Source organism: Streptomyces sp. NPDC001020 (genome assembly GCF_053599115.1).
On record NZ_JBSFLQ010000008.1, the window covers coordinates 124,585 to 145,159 of the forward strand.

Consider the following 20,575-nt stretch of genomic DNA (forward strand, 5'->3'; position numbering starts at 1 on the left):
CATGAGTACGACAGGTGCGGCCGCCGATCCTCCTCCAAGCTCTCGAGCGAGTTCGAGCAAGCGAGACCCCCTTGCAGCCCTGGGGGCGCTGCCCGGTGTGGCTGAGTCCGTGGAGTCCGTGCGCAAGGCCGTGGACCGGGTTTACGGGCACCGGATCATGCGGCGCCGCAGCAACGAGGTCACCTCCGAGGCGGCGCTTCGCGGCGCACGCGGTTCGGCGGCGCTGTCCGGGGCGGACTGGGCCCTTGAAGAGGTGCGTCGACGTACCGACTTCAGGGGTGACGACGAGGCCCGGTCAGTCGGTGCGGCTCTCAGGCTGACCGCGGAAGCGGGTCAACTGCTGTCCATCTGGCGGCAGTCGCCCCTGCGGGTGCTGGCGCGGCTGCATTTGGTGGCGGCCGCGGACTCCGATCCCTGGGTGGGGCGTCCTCGGCAGGCCGGCGAGCCGGTCGACGAGCCGCTCGTGGAGCTGCCGCTGCCGGACGCGGCCGAGGTCTCGGGGCGCCTCGAGGGGCTCTCCGAACTGATCGTCGCGGGTGGCTCGGCCCCCGCTCTTGTCACCGCGGCCGTCGTACACGGTGAGCTGCTGGCCCTACGTCCCTTTGCTTCCCACAACGGCCTGGTCGCGCGGGCTGCCCAGCGCATCGTCCTCGTGGGGAGCGGTCTCGACCCGAAGGCGATCTGCTCGGCGGAGGTCGGCCACGCGGAACTGGGTCGCGCGGCCTACGTGGCGGCGCTCGGTGGGTATGTGTCGGGGACGCCGGAGGGCATGGCGGCGTGGATCGCCCATTGCGCGAAGGCGGTCGAGCTGGGTGCTCGCGAGTCGACCGCGGTCTGCGAGGCGCTGCAGCGCGGCGCGGCATAGTTCCCAGGTGGCATCCGGTCCTGGGGAAGGCCCGTCTTCGGGGCTTTTCACAGGGTTGCGGCGGTACGAATTCTCGTACCGCCGCTGGCATGTTCATCGGGTTACCAAGCGTCCTCGTTGTGTTGCCCATCAGGCCGGGAACTTCTGCCCGTGGCCTGGTGCGGCTGGCCCGTAATCGACGGGTCGACGTCGCGTGGGTGCCCAGTGTTCATGCTCGGTCCGTGGGCCAATTGCGTTATAAAGGTGATCCTTTCGGATGGTTTCCTTTGGTCTCGCGGGCCTTGAGTCCTTTGTACTCCAGGGCTGGAGCGAGCGGAAGTCCTGGATACGCTTCTTTACTTTTAGGTTCAAACAGGCGCGAAACGGGCGCGAATGTGCCTCCCGATATGTGCGCGGGGCTTCACGCGACCGGTGTCCGCCGTCGGCTCGCATACCAGACCAGGCCCGCAGTGGCCGCTGCCGCACCTATCGCGGCCGCCGCGACGAGCGCCGGTCGCGGCGGTACGGACAGCCGCTGCTTCAGTCGGACGGGCCGGTGGAAGTCCAGAACCGGCCACTCGCGCGCGAGTGCCTCACGGCGCAGCGCCCGGTCCGGGTTCACCGCGTGCGGGTGGCCGACGGACTCCAGCATCGGCAGGTCGGTCGCCGAGTCGCTGTAGGCGTAGCAGCGCGCTAGGTCGTACCCCTCGGATTCGGCGAGCTCCTTGATTGCCTCGGCCTTGGTCGGCCCGTACGCGTAGTACTCCACTTCGCCCGTGAAGCAGCCGTCGTCGCCCACGACCATCCGGGTGGCCACGACCCGGTCGGCGCCGAGCAGGTGGCCGATCGGCTCGACCACCTCGGCTCCCGACGTGGACACGATCACGACGTCACGCCCGGCGGCGTGGTGTCCCTCGATGAGAGAGGCGGCCTCGTCGTAGATGATCGGATCGATCAGGTCGTGGAGCGTCTCGGCGACGATCTCCTTGACCTGTCGGACGTTCCAGCCGCGGCACAGTGCGGACAGGTACTCGCGCATCCGCTCCATCTGGTCGTGGTCGGCGCCGCCCGCCAGGAACACGAACTGGGCGTACGCGGTGCGCAAGACGGCCCTGCGGTTGATCAGTCCGCCTTGGTAGAAGGACTTACTGAAGGTGAGTGCGCTCGACTTCGCAATGACCGTCTTGTCCAGATCAAAGAAGGCCGCTGCGCGGGGCAAGGAGTGGTTTTCCACGGCTCCGAGCATAGGGGCCCACCATTCGGCGTAAGGTGGGGCGTGTGGGTTTGCCTGAGAAGGCTCTCGGGTACACCATGGAAGTCACGGATCGTTCGCGACCGTGCTAACCCGGTCCGACTCCTCCCCCCCCGAGTCGGCCGTGGGGACGACCCCCGCTCTCCCCCCCGGCGGGGGTCGTCGCATGTCCGGGTGGGTTTTTCGTTTCTTCAGGCGTCCTCGGGGCCTTCAGGTGGCTCTTGTGGGCGCCACTTCTGCATGCCCTTGATCCGTCACGGTACGTAGTCGCTGTGCTGCTCTGCGGAAGTAGCCGAGACCTCACCGTTTGGGTGACAGCGATATTCACAACCACTGAGTCATCCACAGTTATCGACCAAGATCCACATATTTTCCGGGATCGCTGCACCGTGATTCCAGCGCGCCCCACAGGCGTCGAGTTCATGGCCGGTTCGGTTTGTCGGGTGTGTACGGCCGGTTCGTATCGGCCGTTCATATGGAGGCCGGTTGCCGGTTCTTCACACAAGCGGGATGCGCGGGACCGCAGGGGCTCCGCGAACCACGGCGCAAGAAGCAGCGAAGGGGGCTGAAGATCGTGGCGGATGCCATCACACACGGCGGTCCGGCCGTCGCCGAGGGGCGGCGGAGCGCACCGCTGATCGTCACCGAGGACGCCGAACTCCTCGACGACCTACTGCGTCTGTGCGCGGCGGCGGGCGCCAGACCGGAGGTCCACCCCGCGGTGCCCCGGCACCAGGGCAGCTGGGAGGCCGCACCGCTCGTCATCGTCGGCGACGACGCTGCGCGTCGCGTTCGGGGGGCCCCGCGCAGACGCGGAGTCGTGCTGGTTGGGCGGGATCAGGACGACTCCGACGTCTGGCGGCGGGCCGTGGAGATCGGCGCCGATCACGTCCTGCTGCTGCCGGACGGTGAGCAATGGCTGGTCGACCGCATCGCCGACGTGGCCGAAGGAGTCGGCCGTCCCGCGCTCACCGTGGGTGTCCTGGGCGGCCGTGGCGGAGCCGGCGCGTCCACACTGGCCTGCGCCCTGGCCGTCACCTCCGCACGAGAGGGCACGCGCACCCTGCTGGTGGATGCCGATCCGTTGGGCGGCGGGCTCGACGTACTCCTCGGCGGAGAGGCCGTCGAAGGACTGCGATGGCCGGCTTTCGCCGCATCCCGCGGCCGGGTCGGGGGCAGCGCCCTGGAGGAGTCCCTGCCCAGACTGCACGCGCTGCGGGTGCTGAGCTGGGACCGCGGCGACACCGTGGCCGTCCCACCCCAGGCGGTCCGCGCGGTCCTCGCCGCAGGCCGGCGACGCGGTGGCGCGGTCGTGGTGGACCTACCGCGCCGCGTTGACGAAAGCGTCGCGGAAGTCCTCGCCCAGGTGGACGTCGGTGTGCTGGTCGTCCCCGCCGAACTGCGCGCGATCGCCGCCGCCCGGCGGGTGGCCGCGGCCGTCGGCATGGTCCTGGGCGATCTGCGGATCGCGGTACGGGGTCCGTACGCGCCCGGTCTCGACGACCGCGAGGTGGCACGGCTGCTTGGGCTGCCGCTGGTCGGCGAAGTGCCGCACGAGACGCCGCCATCGGACGGTTCGGTGCCGCCCGGGGGAACGGCGCGGGGGCCACTCGCCCGGTTCTGTTCGGCCTTCTGGGAGCGGGCGTTGGCCGGGGCGGGGGACTGACGCATGAGCACGGACTGGGATGCGTCGGCGGGCGCGGACCGTGACACGGGGCGCGGCGCACTGGCGGGCGGCGGTCCCGAGCGCGCGACCGGGGCCGACGAGGGCACACGGCTGCTGGACGGCGTACGGCAGTGGCTGGCCGAGAGCGGGGCCGAGCCGACCCCCGCGCGCGTGGCACAGGCACTGCGGGCGCAGGGAAGGGTGCTAGGGGACGCGGAAGTTCTGGGCGCGGCTCGGCAGTTGCGCTCCGAACTGGTGGGCAGTGGCCCCCTGGAACCGCTGCTCGCCGATCCGGCCGTGACCGACGTCCTGGTGGCGGCCCCGGACCGGGTATGGGTGGACCGGGGTGGTGGCCTGGAGCTGACGCCGGTTTCTTTTCCGGACGCGGCGGCGGTACGCCGTCTTGCGCAGCGGCTGGCCGCCGTGGCCGGGCGGCGGCTCGACGACGCCAGACCCTGGGTCGATGCCCGCCTGCCGGACGGCACCCGGCTGCACGCGGTGCTGCCACCCGTCGCGGTCGGCTCGACCTGCCTGTCCCTGCGGGTGGTACGACCGCGGGCGTTCACTCTCGACGAACTGGTCGTGGCGGGAACGGTGCCACCGGGCGGCGAGCGGGTGCTGCGGGCGCTGATCGCCTCCCGGCTCTCCTATGTGATCAGCGGCGGGACCGGTTCGGGGAAGACCACGCTCCTGAGCGCGCTGCTGGGCATGGTGAAGCCGTCCGAGCGGATTGTCCTGGCCGAGGACTCGGCGGAGCTGCGGCCCGACCATCCCCATGTGGTGCGACTGGAGGGACGGCCCGCGAATCAGGAGGGCGTCGGGCTCGTCGAGCTTCAGGACCTGGTGCGCCAGGCGCTGCGGATGAGACCCGACCGACTTGTGGTCGGCGAGGTGCGCGGCCCCGAGGTGGTGTCCCTGCTCGCCGCGCTCAACACGGGCCACGAGGGCGGCTGCGGCACCCTCCACGCGAACGCGGCGGCCCAGGTGCCGGCCCGGCTGGAGGCGTTGGGGACGGCGGCGGGCCTGGACCGTGCCGCCCTGCACAGCCAACTGGCGGCCGCGCTGTCGGTTGTCCTCCACCTCGTGCGTGACCGCACCGGGCGCCGCCGGATCGCGGAGGTGCATGTGCTGGAGCGGGACCCGTCGGGACTGGTGGTGACAGTGCCCGCGCTGCGGTGGGGCGCCGAGGCGTTTACGCGCGAGCGGGGCTGGGAGCGGCTTCGGGAGCTGCTGCGGGTCAGAAGCGATGGAAGTGATGGGAGTGAGGTTCTGTGACGGGGATCGGCCAGGTGTCGGTGGGTGCGGGACTGGCGTGTGCCGGCGTGGCGGCGTGGGTGACGGGCGGCCCGGGTAAGACGGCGCGGCGTGCCCGGCTGCTCTTCGCGGGTGGTGGCGGTGCACCGGAGGGCGGTCCACCGCCCTGGGCATGGGCCCGGGTACGGGCGCGGCGGCTGCGCGCCGAGTGGTGGTCGGTCGTTGTGGGTGCGGTGATCGCGGTGCTTGGCACGTCTGTCCTGCCCCTGCTGGCGGGGGCAGTCGGTGTGCCGCTGTTGCGCCGAGTGCGGCTCGCGCGGGAGGCACGGCTGGCGCGTGACCGGCACGGTGAGGCGGTGATCACACTGTGTGGGGCGCTCGCCGGAGAGGTGCGCGCGGGGCGCCAGCCCGGCGAGGCACTGCTGCGTGTGGCACGCGACGGCGGCGGGCTCGGCGAGGCCCAGGCGACGGTGATGGCGGCGGCGCGATTCGGCGGGGATGTACCGGGCGCGCTCGCGGACGCGGCACGGCAGCCGGGTGCCGATGGGCTGTCGGGACTCGCCGCGTGCTGGCGGGTGGCCGTGGACCGCGGTGCGGGCCTGGCGGCCGGGCTCGACCGGCTGGAGGCGGCGCTTCGCTCCGAGCGCGATCAACGGGCGGATCTGCGAGCCCAGTTGGCCGGAGCCCGTTCGACGGCGGTACTGCTCGCGGGGCTGCCGGTCCTCGGCCTGGTGCTGGGCGCTGGACTCGGAGCCCACCCGTTGCACGTGCTGCTGCACACCGGCACGGGTCTCGCCTGCCTCGCGCTCGGCGGCGTGCTGGAGGGCGCGGGACTGTGGTGGGCGCTGCGGATCGTGCGGGGAGCGGAGGCGGCATGAGCGCCGAGACCGTCCCCAGGTGGGGAGTGGTGTGGGGAGCGCTGGCGCTGAGCTGGCCGGTGTGGCTGCTTGTCGCGGCACGGCGCGGGCGGAGGATGCGGCGTCGTCTCGATGCGGTGTTGGCGTGGGACGTCACGTGCGAGGAACGGGGTCTCTGGATGCCCCGGGTGCCGTTCGCCCGGCGGGGCTTGCGGGCGTGTGGGGCCCTGCCCGCCTCGCGAGGCCCCGCGGGACGACTCGGGGCCTCTGGTGCCGCGTGGCGGCGGATCGGGGGGCGGGGCACCGTTCGGCAGTGGCTTCCGGTCATGGGAGGGCTGTTCGCCGGGTGGGGGTTGATCGGGGGTCTCGGCGGAATGGTGGCCGGGTTGATCGTCGGGGTCGGTGTGGAACGGTGGCGAGCCCGGCAGGAGCGCGACTGTCTCACGCAGGAGTACGACCCTGCCGTCGTAGCGCGCCGGCTTCCGCTGGCCGCCGATCTGCTGGCGGCCTGTATCGCCGCGGGTGCGAGCCCCGTGTCGGCCGCCCAGGCGGTGGGTGACGCACTGGGGGGACCGGTGGGGGAGCGACTCGCTCGGGGCGCGGCCGAGGTGCGGCTCGGCGGCGACCCGGCCGACGCGTGGCGGCTGCTGGCCGCCCTCCCCGGTGCTGGAGCGCTGGCGCGGCTCCTGGAGCGGGCGGCCGACTCCGGCGTACCTGCGGCCGCGCCCGTCGGGCGTCTTGCGTCGGAGGCTCGCGCCGAGTGGGGGCGCGCGGCGACGGCGCGGGCACGTCGGGCCGGAGTGATGGTCACGGCGCCGGTGGGGCTGTGCTTCCTGCCCGCCTTCGTCGCGGTCGGGGTGCTGCCCGTCGTGATCGGACTCGCGGGAGGACTGCTGGGGGGAGGTGGCGGATGACGGCGCACGGTACGCGGTGAACGACGACAGATCGGATTGGCCCGGTGGACAGGAGACACCGGATGGACCGGTCGGCTCCGACGGATCGAACGGATCGGTCAGATCGACACGACGAGAACCTCACGGGGGTTGAGATGCGCAAGACGGTACGAGTACGAGCCCAGGTGCGGGCGTTGGCAAGGCGGGTACGGGCGGCGGTGCGAGGGGATGCGGGCATGGTCACGTCCGAGTACGCGGTGGGGATCATCGCGGCGGTGGCCTTCGCGGCGCTCCTCTACAAGGTGCTGACGAGCGGACAGGTCAGCGCGGAACTGCAGGACATCGTGAAGCGGGCACTCAATGTCCGGATGTGAGGGAGCCAGAGGGCGCCGCAGACGCCGCAGACGGGGCCGGGATCGTGGTTTCGTGACGGCGGAGACCGCGGTCGTCCTCCCCGCCCTGGTGGTCGTCACGGCGGCCCTCCTCTGGGCCTTGCTGGTCGCGTCCGCGCAGATCCAGTGTGTGGACGCGGCCCGGGCGGGGGCCCGGGCGGCGGCTCGGCAGGAGCCGCCCGGCGTGGTCCGGGAAATGGCGGAGAAGGCCGCGCCGGACGGAGCGAAGGTCACGGTGAGTCGACAGGGCGGCCTGGTGCACGTGGTGGTCGTTGCCCGTCCGCCCGGCCCGGACGGGCTGCCGCTCGAACTGCGCCATGAAGCCGTGGCGCTGGCGGAGGAAACGATGGGGGTGAATCAGTGAAGCGACGTGAACCGGCGGGCGCGCGGGGGACGATCGGGGAGTGCGAGCCGAGCAGGGGCTGCGGCCAGATGGGGCGCTGTGGGCCGCTGAATGGGTGCGGTGGCATGAGGGTCCGCGGGCCGACGAGGGCGCGCCGGGGTTGTGGCCTCCGCTCCGCGCTCGCGTCTCTCAACGCCTGGGAACAGGGTCTGCGTTCGGACCGCGGCTCGGCGACCGTCTGGGTCGTGTGCCTGATCGGCGCTCTGTGTGCCGTGTTCGGGGTGCTACTGGCCCAGGGGGAGGCAGTGCTGGCCCGTCATCGTGCGGCCGGCGCGGCCGACCTGGCGGCGCTCGCGGCCGCCGACCACTGGATGGAGGGAGCCGACGCGGCGTGTGCCACGGCGGGCCGCGTCGCGGGAGCCCAGGGCAGCCGACTGCTGCGGTGCACCGTCACGGGCGAGATCTCGGACGTCACGGCGGCGTCGGCCGCGGGGCCGTTCACCGCCGAGGTCAGGGCGAGGGCGGGCCCGGCGGAACCGGTGGCGCCGGTGGTGTCCCAGGCGCCGCCGCCTCACTCACCTTCCCCTGCGGCTCGTCTGCCTGGTTCCCCTTCTCCTCCGGCGCCCCACGCAACAGCACCGTGAGAAGGCGCACCGCCCCCCTCTTGTGCAACGGGTCGTTGCCGTTGCCGCACTTGGGGGACTGGATGCAGGACGGGCACCCCGCCTCGCACTCACAGGAGGCGATGGCCTGTCGGGTGGCGGTCAGCCAGGCGTGGGCCGTGTGGAAGGCGCGCTCGGCGAAGCCCGCGCCGCCTGGGTGGCCGTCGTACACGAAGACCGTGGGCAGGAGAGTGTCCGGGTGGAGCGGGACGGAGACGCCGCCGATGTCCCAGCGGTCGCACGTGGCGAACAGCGGGAGCATGCCGATCGAGGCGTGCTCGGCGGCGTGCAGGGCGCCGCCGAGGATCTCCGGGTTGATCCGGGCCTGATCCAGTTGGTCCTCGGTGACCGTCCACCACACGGCGCGGGTGCGCAGCGTACGAGGAGGGAGGTCCAGTTTCGTCTCGCCCAGTACCTCACCGGTGATCACACGTCGGCGCAGAAAGGAGACGACCTGGTTGGTGACCTCGACGGAGCCGTAGCACAGCCGGCCCTCGCCCCAGGGGACCTCGATGTCCGTTTCCAGGACGGAGATGGCGGTCGTGTCGCGCGCGACCGTCGAATACGGCGGGTTGGCCTCCTCTACCAGGGCGACCGAGTCCTCCAGGTCCAGGGACCGCACCAAGTATGTGCGGCCCTGGTGCAGATGGACCGCTCCCTCGTGCACCGTTGTGTGCGCGGCGCCGGCGTCGACCGTGCCCAGTAGTCGCCCGGTGCCTGCCTCGACGACCTGGACCGGGCGTCCGCCTTCCCCACGGATGTCTGTGAGGTCGGCGGCCCGCTCCCGGCGCGTCCAGTGCCAGGCTTTCGTCCGGCGGCGTAGCAGCTTCGCGGCCTCCAGCTGCGGCAGCAGTCCCTCACAAGTCGGCCCGAACAGCTCCAGGTCCTCGTCGGTCAGCGGGAGTTCGGCAGCAGCGGCGCACAGATGCGGGGCCAGGACGTACGGGTTGTCCGGGTCGAGGACCGTGGACTCCACCGGCTGCGCGAAGAGAGCTGCGGGGTGATGGACGAGGAATGTGTCCAGCGGGTCGTCGCGGGCGACCAGGACCGCCAGCGCACCCTGTCCGGTGCGGCCTGCGCGGCCCGCCTGCTGCCACACGGAGGCCCGAGTCCCCGGATAGCCGGCGATGAGGACGGCGTCCAGGCCCGAGACGTCGACACCGAGTTCGAGGGCGGTGGTGGCGGCAAGGCCGAGGAGTTCACCGGAGTGGAGGGCGCGTTCGAGGGCGCGGCGCTCCTCGGGGAGGTACCCGCCGCGGTACGCGGCCACCCGCCGGGCCAGCGAGCGGTCGACCTCGGCCAGACGTTCCTGGGCGATCACCGAGATCAGCTCGGCGCCGCGGCGGGAGCGAACGAAGGCGACCGAGCGGACGCCCTGCACGGTCAGGTCGGTCAGCAGATCGGCGGTCTCGGCGGTGGCCGTGCGGCGGACAGGCGCGCCCTTTTCGCCGTGCAGTTCGGTGAGCGGGGGCTCCCACAGGGCGAAGACCAGTTCGCCGCGGGGGGAGGCGTCGTCCGCCACCTCGACGACCGGGAGGCCGGTGAGGCGGCGGGCGGCAAGCGAGGGCTCGGCGGCGGTCGCTGAGGCCAGCAGGAAGACAGGCGAGGAGCCGTAGCGGGCACAGATGCGGCGCAGACGGCGCAAAACCTGGGCGACGTGGGAGCCGAAGACGCCGCGGTAGGTGTGGCACTCGTCGATGACGATGAACTTCAGAGCGCGAAGGAAGGAGGACCAACGGGGGTGCGAGGGCAATATGCCCCGGTGCAGCATGTCGGGGTTGGTGAGGACGTAGTTGGCGTACTGGCGCACCCACTCGCGTTCCTCGGGCGGCGTGTCGCCGTCGTAGACCGCTGCGCGGATCGCCGTACCCAGGGGTTGTGAAAGTTCCTTCACGGATCGGCACTGATCTGCCGCCAGTGCCTTCGTCGGGGCGAGGTACAGGGCAGTCGCGCCGCGCCCGCTCGGGGCCTGTGCACCCTCCAGCAGGCGCGACAGGACCGGCACCAGGTAGGCAAGCGACTTGCCCGACGCGGTGCCCGTGGCGACGACCACCGAGTCCCCGTCCAGAGCGTGCTCGGCGGCGAGCGCTTGGTGGACCCAGGGATGCTCGATGCCCGCGTCCCGCACGGCGGCGATGACCTCGGAGCGGATCCGGTCCGGCCAGACGGCATGGCGGCCCTCGCGCGGGGGCAAGTGCTCCGTATGAGTGATGCGCGCAGCCCGGCTCGGCCCCGAGGCGAGCCGGTTCAGGACCGTGCCCGGCGAGAGGCGGGACACGGGGTCCGCCGAGAGTCGATCGGATCGGTGATTCTTGGCCATCGGCACCGAGTGTGTCACTGGTGTGACGGACAATGGGACCAAGGCGTCGTGCACGCCTGCCGGTAAGTGATTGAATGCCATCGCGGCTGGCGAACCGTCCCGGGGGCTCTGCCGAGGTGTCCCGAGGGGCGACCGCTCGATAGCAAGGTGCTGGAGGATCCGTGGACCTGTCCCTGTCGACCCGTACCGTCGGCGATCGTACGGTCGTCGAGGTCGGTGGCGAAATCGACGTATATACCGCGCCCAAGTTGCGCGAGCAGCTGGTCGAGCTGGTGAACGACGGGAATTTCCACCTCGTCGTCGACATGGAGGGCGTGGACTTCCTCGACTCCACCGGGCTCGGCGTGCTGGTAGGCGGCCTGAAGCGAGTACGTGCCCATGAGGGCTCCCTGCGACTGGTGTGCAACCAGGAGCGCATTCTCAAGATCTTCCGCATCACCGGCCTCACCAAGGTGTTCCCGATCCACACCTCGGTCGAGGAAGCGGTGGCGGCCACTGACTGACCCGTTTCGGGCCGCAGTGCCCGGACGGCAGAAGCAAGAGGGGGATCGGGCCTGCGTGGCCCGGTCCCCGGACCCCACGCCCGAAGTTCCGAGGGGGATGCATGGCCACCGTTGAGCTCCGCTTCAGCGCGCTGCCCGAGCACGTCAGGACCGCCCGACTGGTGGCGGCAGCGGTGGCGCGCAGGGCCGGGGTGGACGAGGCCGTACTCGACGAGGTCAGGCTCGCCGTGGGCGAGGCCTGCACTCGGGCCGTCGGGCTGCACCAGAGCAGCGGCATCTCGGCGCCGGTGCGGGTGATGCTGACGGAGGAGGAGAAGCAGTTCTCCATCGAAGTCGGCGACGAGGCGCCGCACACGCCGATCGGTGACGCTCCGGGTGCCCCCGGTGCCGCCGACTCGGATGCGGAGATCGAGGAGGACGAGATGGGCCTCGCGGTCATCAGCGGCCTCGTCGATGACGTCGAGGTGTCCGCCGGGGAGAACGGTGGACTGATCAGGATGAGCTGGCCGACCATGCCGCCCGCCACGCTCCACGCCTGACCGTCCTCGCAGCCTCCCTCTGCCGTACTTACGTACGCATTCGAAGGGCCCTGTCCATGTACAGGGCCCTTCTTTTTGTACAGTCCCACCGCAATCCGTGAATTGTTTCACGATCAATCGCGCGATAATTCGATCAAGGGTCAATCTCGTCAACGCCTTTGAGGCGTTACCGCTTTCGGGTTCTCTGGCTCGCGTGCGATCTTTTGCTGTAGAGCAGGTAAAGGCCGGTTTCATTTGCCTGGCTCTGTTTTGATCGGTTTCCGCTACCTACAATCCGTCCACATCTTGAGCTCAGCCCAAGCGTCAAGGAGGACGAATGGCGGGGCTTTCTACCCCTCAGTACTTTGACCATCCCACCCCCCTCGCTGCCGCCGTACTGACTGACAGCAACCGCCTGATCGTGATGGTCATCGGGGCTGTCGCCCTGGCGGCCCTCGTGGTCGCCGGGATTCTGGTACGGCAGGTACTCGCGGCCGGCGAGGGTACCGACAACATGAAGAAGATCGCGGCGGCGGTCCAGGAAGGCGCGAACGCCTATCTGGCGCGGCAGTTGCGCACGCTCGGCGTATTCGCGGTGATCGTGTTCTTCCTGCTCCTGCTGCTGCCCGCGGACGACTGGAATCAGCGCGCCGGACGCTCACTGTTCTTCCTGATCGGTGCGGCGTTCTCAGCGGCCACCGGTTATATCGGCATGTGGCTCGCCGTACGAAGCAATGTGCGGGTCGCCGCGGCGGCGCGTGAGGCGACGCCGGCGGAAGGTGAGCCACAAAAGGACCTCACCGCCGTCTCGCACAGGGCGATGAAGATCGCTTTCCGTACCGGTGGCGTCGTCGGCATGTTCACGGTGGGGCTCGGGCTGCTGGGCGCCTCCTGTGTCGTGCTGGTGTACGCGGCGAACGCGCCGAAGGTCCTCGAGGGCTTCGGCCTCGGGGCGGCGCTGATCGCCATGTTCATGCGTGTCGGCGGCGGCATCTTCACCAAGGCCGCCGACGTTGGCGCCGACCTGGTCGGCAAGGTCGAGCAGGGCATTCCGGAGGACGACCCACGCAATGCCGCGACCATCGCCGACAACGTGGGCGACAACGTCGGCGACTGCGCGGGCATGGCGGCCGACCTCTTCGAGTCGTACGCCGTGACGCTCGTCGCCGCGCTGATCCTCGGCAAGGCCGCGTTCGGTGACTCCGGGTTGGCGTTCCCGCTGATCGTGCCCGCGATCGGGGTCGTGACGGCGATGATCGGCATCTTCGCGGTGGCCCCGCGTCGCGCCGATCGCAGTGGCATGTCCGCGATCAACCGGGGCTTCTTCATCTCGGCGGTGATCTCGCTGGTGCTGGTCGCCGTGGCCGTCTTCAGCTACCTGCCGTCGTCGTACGCCGACCTCAAGGGCGTCTCCGACGCGGCGATCCGGGCCAAGAGCGGCGACCCACGGATCCTCGCGCTGGTCGCCGTGGCCATCGGCATCCTGCTCGCCGCCGTGATCCAGCAGCTGACCGGCTACTTCACCGAGACCAGCCGTCGTCCCGTGCGGGACATCGGAAAGACCTCGCTGACGGGTCCCGCCACCGTGGTCCTCGCCGGTGTCTCCGTCGGTCTCGAATCCGCCGTCTACACCGCGCTGCTGATCGGACTCGGTGTGTACGGCGCGTTCCTGCTCGGCGGCACGTCGATCATGCTCGCGCTGTTCGCGGTGGCGCTGGCCGGTACGGGCCTGCTCACCACGGTCGGCGTGATCGTCGCGATGGACACCTTCGGCCCGGTCTCCGACAACGCCCAGGGCATCGCCGAGATGTCCGGCGATGTCGTGGGCTCGGGCGCGCAGGTGCTCACCGACCTGGACGCCGTGGGCAACACGACCAAGGCCATCACCAAGGGCATCGCCATCGCCACGGCCGTCCTCGCGGCCTCGGCGCTGTTCGGCTCGTACCGCGACGCGATCACCACGGCCGCCCAGAATGTGGGCGCGAAGGTCGGGGACGGCGGACCGCTGAGTCTGGTCATGGACATCTCGCAGCCCAACAACCTGGTCGGCCTGATCATGGGCGCGTCGGTCGTCTTCCTCTTCTCGGGACTGGCGATCAACGCGGTGTCGCGGTCGGCGGGCTCCGTGGTCTTCGAGGTGCGGCGGCAGTTCCGAGAGAAGCCCGGGATCATGGACTACTCGGAGAAGCCGGAGTACGGCAGGGTCGTCGACATCTGCACCAAGGACGCTCTCAGGGAGCTGGCCACACCCGGTCTGCTCGCTGTCCTGGCACCCATCGCCGTCGGCTTCACGCTTGGCGTCGGCGCGCTCGGCGCGTACCTCGCGGGCGCGATCGGCGCAGGCACGCTGATGGCGGTCTTCCTCGCCAACTCGGGCGGCGCCTGGGACAACGCCAAGAAGCTCGTCGAGGACGGCCACCACGGCGGCAAGGGCAGCGATGCGCACGCCGCGACGGTCATCGGCGACACGGTCGGCGACCCCTTCAAGGACACCGCAGGACCGGCGATCAACCCGCTGCTGAAGGTGATGAACCTGGTGTCGCTGCTCATCGCGCCGGCGGTCGTCAAGTTCTCGTACGGCAGCGACAAGAACGTCGGAATCCGGATCCTGGTCGCCGTGCTCGCGCTCCTCGTGATCATGTTCGCGGTGTACGCCTCCAAGCGGCGCGGGATCGCGGTGGGTGACGAAGGCGAGGCCGAGCGGGTGTCCAAGCCGACCGATCCGGCGGTGGTCTCGTAGCCAGTTCCGCGGCACCCGCTTTTCCACCTGGCCGGACACGGGCCAACCGGGCGGGCGCACGGCGTTCATCGAGACGCCGTGCGCCCGCCCGGTCCGTGTTCAATTCCCCGCCCCGTGAGCCTTCTCTCGCCGGTGCAAATTGCTGCAACGGTGGTCATACATGACATTCGGCACGCGGGTGTCACCCGGTTGGCGTGTATGTTCCGGGGCCGAGAGAGCCATGGAAGGGACCAATCCGGTGAACAAGAAGCTCGCGGCCACGCTGTCCGGCGGTGCGGTACTGGCACTGGCGCTGTCGGGATGCACCAGCAGCAGCGGTGCGAACGACGAAAAGCTGGTCTCCTGGGCCACGCAGGTCTGTGACGCGACGAAGCCGCAGGTGAAGAAGATCTCCGAAGCCAACACCGCGCTCGAGAAGGGGAAGTCGGACGCCAGGCCGCCGAAGGAGGTCCAGAAGACCTATGTCCAGGCCTTCCAGGACCTGTCCGACGGCACCAAGGCGCTCGGGGCGGCTGTCCAGAAGGCGGGGGCGCCGAACGTGGACAACGGCGCGACCAAGCAGAAGAACGCGGTCAAGGAACTCAACGAACAGGCCACGGCGTACGCCGCTCTGAAGAAGCAGGCGGACGAGCTCAACACGAAGGACCAGGCGAAGTTCGTCGTCGGGCTCAAGGGGATCGCGAAGCAGAGCGAAGAGCTGAGCAAAATCGGGAACGACGCGCTGAACGAGCTGGTGCAGGGCGACGTCGGCAAGGCGATGGCGAAGGTGGAGAGCTGCAAGAAGTCCACTCCCACACCCGCGTCCCCGTCGTCGGCAGCGGGCTGAGCGGCCGTTCCGGGTGATTGTGGAACCGTCGCCCACAACGGGGGACACCGGTGACGGGCCTCCCCGCGCCACAATGGGGGCGTGAGTAACTCCAGTCCGGCCACCCTGCCCTCCACCGACCGCGCCGACGTCACCGCACGGCTGCGCGACGCCCTGCTCGCGGCTTCCTTCACCGCCGACGGGCTGCTTGAACTGCTCGGAGCACCCGCATACGCGGCGCTCGCGCGCAGCGAGACCGTGCCCGCGCTCCGGGCGACGCGCGGGGACACCCTGCTGGAGACGCTCGTACGGCTGTTCCTGTTGCAACAGCCGGTGCCGCACGCGCGCTTGGCGGGCGTGCTGCCCGTCGACGCGTGTGTGGACGCCGGCTGGCTGCTGCGCACCGACGGGGACGAGGTCGCCGCGACCGTGGACGTCCGGCCCTACGGCGGCCCCGGTGGCGAGGACTGGTTCATCGTGTCCGACCTCGGATGCGCGGTCGGCGGGGCGGGCGGTATCGGCAGCCCGGAGGAGAACGTCGTCCTGGGGGTCGGCGGCGCCTCCACCACGCTCGCCGGGATCACGGTGCGGAGCCCCGCCGGCTCCGCACTCGACCTCGGTACCGGCTCCGGGATCCAGGCGCTGCACGCCGCCCAGCACGCCACCCGCGTGACCGCGACCGACGTCAACCCGCGTGCACTGCACATCGCAGCGCTCACGCTGGCGCTGTCCGGCGCCCCGGCCGCGGACCTGCGCCCGGGCTCGCTCTTCGAACCGGTCCGAGAGGGTGAGACGTACGACCTGATCGTGTCGAACCCGCCCTTCGTGATCTCTCCCGGCGCCCGGCTCACCTACCGCGACGGCGGCATGATCGGGGACGATCTGTGTCGCACGCTCGTTCAGCAGGCGGGGGAGCGGCTGAACAAGGGCGGGTTCGCACAGTTCCTCGCCAACTGGCAGCACGTGGAAGGGGAGGACTGGCAGGACCGGCTGCGCTCCTGGGTGCCGCGCGGCTGCGACGCCTGGATCGTGCAGCGCGAGGTCCAGGACGTCATGCAGTACGCCGAGTTGTGGCTGCGGGACGCCGGAGACCACCGCGGCGGGGTAACCGAGTACCAGGCGCGGTACGACGCATGGCTCGACGAGTTCGAGGCGCGCAAGGTACGGGCGGTGGGCTTCGGCTGGATCGCCCTGCGCAGGACCGACGCGGCCGAGCCCTCGGTCACGATCGAGGAGTGGCCGCATCCGGTCGAACAGCCGCTCGGCGACACCGTGCGCGCACACTTCGACCGTGTCGACTACCTGCGGGCGCACGACGATGCGGCCCTGCTCGCCGGACACTTCAGGCTCGCCGCCGAGGTCGTCCAGGAACAGGTCGGGCTGCCCGGTGCCGAGGACCCCGAGCACGTGGTGCTGCGCCAGAACCGCGGGATGCGCCGCGCCACCAGGGTGGACACGGTCGGCGCGGGCTTCGCCGGCGTGTGCGACGGCACGCTGAGCGCGGGGCGCATTCTCGACGCCATCGCCCAACTGGTCGGCGAGGACCCGGTGTTGCTGCGTGACCGGACGCCCGCCCAGATCCGGCTGCTGGTCGAGCAGGGGTTCCTGGAACCTGCTCGGTGAGAGGTGCGCGGCCTGCCCCGCCAGGCCCCGCCAGGCCGCGCCAGGCCGCGGCAGGCCCCGCGGGATGCGAAACCGGCCAACGTCCTTCCGAAACAGTTGCTTCGGCCGACCCTTCCCGAGTCCTGGACGGCGCCCGAGCCGGAAGACGCGCCGTGCGGCGCGCGCCGCGCCTGGATCAGGGGATCGTGCTCCGGCCGGAGTTCTGCGGGCCGCGGCCCGTACGCGCGCGGGGCGGGCCGTCCGCCTCATACGGGCCGGTCTCGCGCACCCCTTTCCCGGACGGGCCGGCCCTCCGACACCGGGCGGTGCAGGTCGGCGGGAACGGGGTGCAGGGCGGGCCGACGCTCCTCGCGGGCGCTGCGTCCGCCACGTTCGGAGGAGGGCTCCCGAGGTGTCTCAGGCCTGGAAGCGCCTGCCCGACCCGTCGTCGGCGATGTGAGCCACGTCGCACCGGCCGCCGTCGCGAGCCTGGCCGCCGGTGCCGCGCTCGCCGCCGCGGTGTGGTGCTCCACGTGCCTGTGACATCGCGGTTTCCGAGGGGCCCGACGTCAGGGGTGCGAGTAATTGGAAGGTAACGCTCCGGATTGAGCTCGGAGAGTTGCCGGACGCTCCGGGCGGCAGGAATGCCGGTAGTCGGGTTACCGTTCGAGTGGCCGTTGCGGGCTTTTCCCGTTTGACACGGGGACGGGATGTACCGTCACACTCCGCAGCGTCACCATGACCTGACCCCCAGACGAAGGCCTGGGGAGGCCCAACGTCGACCGGAGAGAAGAGCGAAGTTGTCCCCGACCAGCGAGACCGCACAGGGCGGCCGCCGACTCGTCATCGTCGAGTCGCCTGCCAAGGCGAAGACGATCAAGGGCTACCTCGGCCCCGGCTACACCGTCGAGGCGAGTGTCGGGCACATCCGCGACCTTCCGAGCGGCGCCGCGGAGGTGCCTGAGAAGTACACAGGAGAGGTCCGGCGTCTCGGTGTGGACGTCGACCATGACTTCCAGCCGATCTATGTCGTGAACGCGGACAAGAAGGCGCAGGTCAAGAAGCTCAAGGACCTGCTGCGCGACTCCGACGAACTCCTCCTGGCCACCGATGAGGACCGCGAGGGCGAGGCCATCGCGTGGCACCTCCAGGAGGTGCTGAAGCCGAAGGTCCCGGTCAAGCGGATGGTGTTCCACGAGATCACCAAGGACGCGATCCAGGAGGCCGTGCGCAACCCGCGCGAGCTGAACAAGAAGCTTGTCGATGCCCAGGAGACCCGGCGCATCCTCGACCGCCTCTACGGTTACGAGGTCTCTCCGGTCCTGTGGAAGAAGGTCATGCCGCGACTGTCGGCCGGCCGGGTCCAGTCCGTGGCGACCCGTCTCGTCGTGGAGCGGGAGCGGGAGCGCATGGCGTTCCGCTCCGCCGAGTACTGGGATCTGACCGGCACCTTCGGCACCGGCCGAGTCGGGGACGCGTCCGACCCGTCGGCGCTGGTCGCGCGGCTTTCGACCGTCGACGGCAGGCGGGTCGCCCAGGGGCGTGACTTCGACTCGCTGGGCCGGCTGAAGAGCGAGAACACACTCCACCTCGACGAGGACAACGCCCGCGCGCTGGCCGCCGCCCTCGAGAACACGCGGTTCTCGGTGCGCTCGGTCGAGTCCAAGCCGTACCGCCGCTCGCCGTACGCGCCGTTCCGTACGACGACGCTGCAGCAGGAGGCCAGCCGCAAGCTCGGCTTCGGCGCGAAGGCCACCATGCAGATCGCGCAGAAGCTGTACGAGAACGGCTTCATCACGTACATGCGTACGGACTCCACGACCCTGTCGGACACGGCGATCTCCGCCGCCCGTACGCAGGTCACGCAGCTGTACGGCGCCGACTACCTGCCTCAGCAGCCGCGCACCTACGCGGCCAAGGTCAAGAACGCGCAGGAGGCGCACGAGGCGATCCGTCCTTCAGGCGATCGCTTCCGTACCCCGGCGCAGACGGGCCTGACCGGTGACCAGTTCAAGCTCTACGAGCTGATCTGGAAGCGGACCGTCGCCTCCCAGATGAAGGACGCCACCGGTGACTCGGTCACGGTCCGGATCGGTGGCACGGCCGCCGACGGGCGGGACGCCGTGTTCAGCGCGTCCGGCAAGACGATCACCTTCCACGGCTTCCTGAAGGCGTACGTCGAGGGTGCCGACGACCCGAACGCCGAGCTGGACGACCGCGAGCGTCGCCTGCCGCAGGTCGCCGAGGGCGACGCGCTGACCGCCGAGCAGATCACCGCCGACGGCCACTCGACCAAGCCCCCCGCCCGCTACACCGAGGCTTCCCTGGTCAAGGAGCTGGAAGAGCGCGAGATCGGCCGCCCGTCGACGTACGCGTCGATCATCGGCACGATCCTGGACCGCGGCTACGTGTTCAAGAAGGGCACGGCCCTTGTGCCGTCCTTCCTGTCCTTCGCCGTGGTCAACCTTCTGGAGAAGCACTTCGGGCGGCTCGTCGACTATGACTTCACCGCCAAGATGGAGGACGACCTCGACCGCATCGCACGCGGCGAGGCACGGGCCGTGCCGTGGCTGAAGCGGTTCTACTTCGGCGAGGGCACGGGCGACGGCGGTGCCGCGGAAGCCGGCAACGGCGACGGGGACCACCTCGGTGGCCTCAAGGAACTGGTGACGGACCTGGGCGCGATCGACGCGCGCGAGGTGTCGTCGTTCCCTGTGGGCCACGACATCGTGCTGCGGGTCGGCCGCTACGGCCCGTACATCGAACGCGGCGAGAAGGACTCCGAGAAGCACCAGCGCGCCGACATCCCGGCCGACCTGGCGCCGGACGAGCTGACTGTCGAACTGGCGGAGGAGCTGCTCGCCAAGCCGAGCGGAGAGCGCCCGCTGGGCACCGACCCGGAGACGAACCGGCCGATCGTCGCCAAGGACGGCCGCTACGGCCCCTACGTCACGGAGATCCTGCCCGAAGGCACCCCGAAGACGGGCAAGAACGCCATCAAGGCGCGCACGGCCTCGCTGTTCAAGTCGATGTCCCTGGACACGGTGACCCTCGGTGAGGCGCTGAAGCTGATGTCCCTGCCGCGGGTCGTCGGCCAGGACGCGGAGGGCGTGGAGATCACCGCGCAGAACGGGCGGTACGGGCCCTATCTGAAGAAGGGAACGGACTCGCGTTCGCTGCAGTCCGAGGACCAGATCTTCACGATCACGCTGGAGGAGGCGGAGGCGATCTACGCCCAGCCCAAGCAGCGTGGTCGCGCCGCGGCCAAGCCGCCGTTGAAGGAGCTGGGCGAGGACCCGGTCAGCGGGAAGCCGGTCGTCGTCAAGGACGGCCGCTTCGGGCCGTACGTCACCGACGGTGAGACCAACGCGACCCTGCGATCGGGCGACAGCGTCGAGACGATCACCGCGGAGCGCGGCTTCGAACTGCTCGCGGAGAAGCGCGCCAAGGGACCCGCCAAGAAGACTGCGAAGAAGGCAGCGGCCAAGAAGGCGCCGGCCAAGAAGACGGCGGCGAAGAAGGCACCGGCCAAGAAGACGGCGGCCAAGAAGACAGCGTCGACGGCGACGAAGAAGACCGCCGCGAAGAAGACGACAACGAAGAAGGCGGCGACGTCCAAGGCGGCTGACGCCGAGTAGGACGACAAGGGGCCCCGGCAGACTGTCGGGGCCCACTCGTAGAAGCCTGCGAAGCTTGGCTTTCGCGATCCCGATAAGCTGAAAACTCGGCCCTGCCCGGTAGAGGGCTTTCTGCTTCAGCGTCGACTGCTGTGGGACGGGGGACCGCCCCGCGGACTGACATCGACCCCGCAGACGTTACTTCCCGCCGACCCGGCGGTAGGCCCGGTCGCCCGAGCTCGGCCAAACTATCGTGGATGTCTGTCCGCGTACCATCACCCAGTAGAGGGATCCGACGGTTCACCGG

15 protein-coding genes and 1 pseudogene are annotated in these 20,575 nt (G+C 70.4%); 14 read left to right on the plus strand and 2 right to left on the minus strand.

Annotated elements, in window-relative coordinates:
• Window position 1 precedes the first annotated feature (1 nt).
• Window positions 2-865: an oxidoreductase gene (locus ACWDEX_RS09890; RefSeq protein WP_450462757.1), complete on the plus strand. Its 864-nt coding sequence runs from the start codon at window positions 2-4 to the stop codon at window positions 863-865.
• A 400-nt stretch (window positions 866-1,265) separates the two neighbouring features.
• Here ACWDEX_RS09890 and ACWDEX_RS09895 read toward each other — a convergent pair whose 3' ends face one another.
• Entirely contained in the window at window positions 1,266-2,090 is an 825-nt protein-coding gene (locus ACWDEX_RS09895; RefSeq protein ID WP_450462758.1) for an HAD family hydrolase, read from the minus strand.
• Between the two features lie 580 nt (window positions 2,091-2,670).
• Between ACWDEX_RS09895 and ssd the strand changes: the two genes are divergently transcribed.
• From ssd to ACWDEX_RS09930, 7 genes and pseudogenes are all read left to right on the plus strand, one after another.
• Window positions 2,671-3,762: a septum site-determining protein Ssd gene (gene ssd, locus ACWDEX_RS09900; protein WP_450462759.1), complete on the plus strand. Its 1,092-nt coding sequence runs from the start codon at window positions 2,671-2,673 to the stop codon at window positions 3,760-3,762.
• 3 nt (window positions 3,763-3,765) lie between these two features.
• Complete coding sequence (locus ACWDEX_RS09905) at window positions 3,766-5,037, plus strand: TadA family conjugal transfer-associated ATPase (protein ID WP_450462760.1); 1,272 nt, start codon at window positions 3,766-3,768, stop codon at window positions 5,035-5,037.
• Window positions 5,034-5,894, plus strand: coding sequence for a type II secretion system F family protein (locus ACWDEX_RS09910; RefSeq protein WP_450462761.1), 861 nt, complete (start codon window positions 5,034-5,036; stop codon window positions 5,892-5,894). Before ACWDEX_RS09905 ends, ACWDEX_RS09910 begins: the two co-directional genes overlap by 4 nt.
• Window positions 5,891-6,787 (plus strand): type II secretion system F family protein, encoded by an 897-nt coding sequence (locus tag ACWDEX_RS09915; protein WP_450462762.1) that lies wholly within the window; start codon window positions 5,891-5,893, stop codon window positions 6,785-6,787. The genes ACWDEX_RS09910 and ACWDEX_RS09915 overlap by 4 nt, the downstream gene beginning before the upstream one ends.
• 134 nt (window positions 6,788-6,921) lie before the next feature.
• The gene (locus ACWDEX_RS09920) at window positions 6,922-7,140 is read left to right on the plus strand and encodes a DUF4244 domain-containing protein (protein ID WP_450462763.1); all 219 of its coding nucleotides are present in this window, start codon (window positions 6,922-6,924) and stop codon (window positions 7,138-7,140) included.
• The gene (locus tag ACWDEX_RS09925; RefSeq protein WP_450462764.1) at window positions 7,127-7,522 is read left to right on the plus strand and encodes a TadE family type IV pilus minor pilin; all 396 of its coding nucleotides are present in this window, start codon (window positions 7,127-7,129) and stop codon (window positions 7,520-7,522) included. The genes ACWDEX_RS09920 and ACWDEX_RS09925 overlap by 14 nt, the downstream gene beginning before the upstream one ends.
• A 188-nt stretch (window positions 7,523-7,710) precedes the next feature.
• A pseudogene (locus ACWDEX_RS09930) lies at window positions 7,711-8,088 on the plus strand (Rv3654c family TadE-like protein); the annotation flags it as partial.
• Here the strand turns inward: ACWDEX_RS09930 and ACWDEX_RS09935 are convergent.
• Window positions 8,012-10,564, minus strand: a complete 2,553-nt coding sequence (locus ACWDEX_RS09935) for a DEAD/DEAH box helicase (RefSeq protein ID WP_450462765.1) — start codon at window positions 10,562-10,564, stop codon at window positions 8,012-8,014. The pseudogene ACWDEX_RS09930 and the gene ACWDEX_RS09935 sit on opposite strands and share 77 nt — an antisense overlap.
• Window positions 10,565-10,644: 80 nt before the next feature.
• On the opposite strand from ACWDEX_RS09935, the gene bldG reads away from it, so the two are divergent.
• From bldG to topA, 6 genes are all read left to right on the plus strand, one after another.
• Complete coding sequence (gene bldG, locus ACWDEX_RS09940; protein ID WP_010986038.1) at window positions 10,645-10,986, plus strand: anti-sigma factor antagonist BldG; 342 nt, start codon at window positions 10,645-10,647, stop codon at window positions 10,984-10,986.
• Between the two features lie 101 nt (window positions 10,987-11,087).
• Window positions 11,088-11,525 carry an ATP-binding protein gene (locus tag ACWDEX_RS09945; RefSeq protein ID WP_450462766.1) on the plus strand — a complete coding sequence of 146 codons (438 nt, stop codon included), beginning with the start codon at window positions 11,088-11,090 and terminating at the stop codon, window positions 11,523-11,525.
• 316 nt (window positions 11,526-11,841) lie between these two features.
• Window positions 11,842-14,244 carry a sodium-translocating pyrophosphatase gene (locus ACWDEX_RS09950; RefSeq protein ID WP_450462767.1) on the plus strand — a complete coding sequence of 801 codons (2,403 nt, stop codon included), beginning with the start codon at window positions 11,842-11,844 and terminating at the stop codon, window positions 14,242-14,244.
• A gap of 220 nt (window positions 14,245-14,464) precedes the next feature.
• Entirely contained in the window at window positions 14,465-15,070 is a 606-nt protein-coding gene (locus ACWDEX_RS09955; protein WP_450462768.1) for a small secreted protein, read from the plus strand.
• An 81-nt stretch (window positions 15,071-15,151) separates the two neighbouring features.
• Complete coding sequence (locus tag ACWDEX_RS09960; protein ID WP_450462769.1) at window positions 15,152-16,672, plus strand: DUF7059 domain-containing protein; 1,521 nt, start codon at window positions 15,152-15,154, stop codon at window positions 16,670-16,672.
• Window positions 16,673-17,451: 779 nt separating this feature from the next.
• A complete protein-coding gene (topA, locus tag ACWDEX_RS09965; RefSeq protein ID WP_450462770.1) occupies window positions 17,452-20,289 on the plus strand; it encodes a type I DNA topoisomerase in 2,838 nt (945 codons plus the stop codon).
• Window positions 20,290-20,575: the final 286 nt, after the last annotated feature.

Excerpts from the sequence above, each read along its gene's own strand:
- ACWDEX_RS09915 (WP_450462762.1), top strand. The coding sequence starts at position 5,891 with ATGAGCGCCGAGACCGTCCCCAGGTGGGGAGTGGTGTGGGGAGCGCTG.
- ACWDEX_RS09920 (WP_450462763.1), top strand. The coding sequence starts at position 6,922 with ATGCGCAAGACGGTACGAGTACGAGCCCAGGTGCGGGCGTTGGCAAGG.
- ACWDEX_RS09955 (WP_450462768.1), top strand. The coding sequence starts at position 14,465 with ATGGAAGGGACCAATCCGGTGAACAAGAAGCTCGCGGCCACGCTGTCC.
- ACWDEX_RS09945 (WP_450462766.1), top strand. The coding sequence starts at position 11,088 with ATGGCCACCGTTGAGCTCCGCTTCAGCGCGCTGCCCGAGCACGTCAGG.
- ACWDEX_RS09950 (WP_450462767.1), top strand. The coding sequence starts at position 11,842 with ATGGCGGGGCTTTCTACCCCTCAGTACTTTGACCATCCCACCCCCCTC.
- ACWDEX_RS09895 (WP_450462758.1), bottom strand. The coding sequence starts at position 2,090 with ATGCTCGGAGCCGTGGAAAACCACTCCTTGCCCCGCGCAGCGGCCTTC.
- ACWDEX_RS09925 (WP_450462764.1), top strand. The coding sequence starts at position 7,127 with ATGTCCGGATGTGAGGGAGCCAGAGGGCGCCGCAGACGCCGCAGACGG.
- ACWDEX_RS09890 (WP_450462757.1), top strand. The coding sequence starts at position 2 with ATGAGTACGACAGGTGCGGCCGCCGATCCTCCTCCAAGCTCTCGAGCG.
- ACWDEX_RS09935 (WP_450462765.1), bottom strand. The coding sequence starts at position 10,564 with ATGGCATTCAATCACTTACCGGCAGGCGTGCACGACGCCTTGGTCCCA.
- ACWDEX_RS09905 (WP_450462760.1), top strand. The coding sequence starts at position 3,766 with ATGAGCACGGACTGGGATGCGTCGGCGGGCGCGGACCGTGACACGGGG.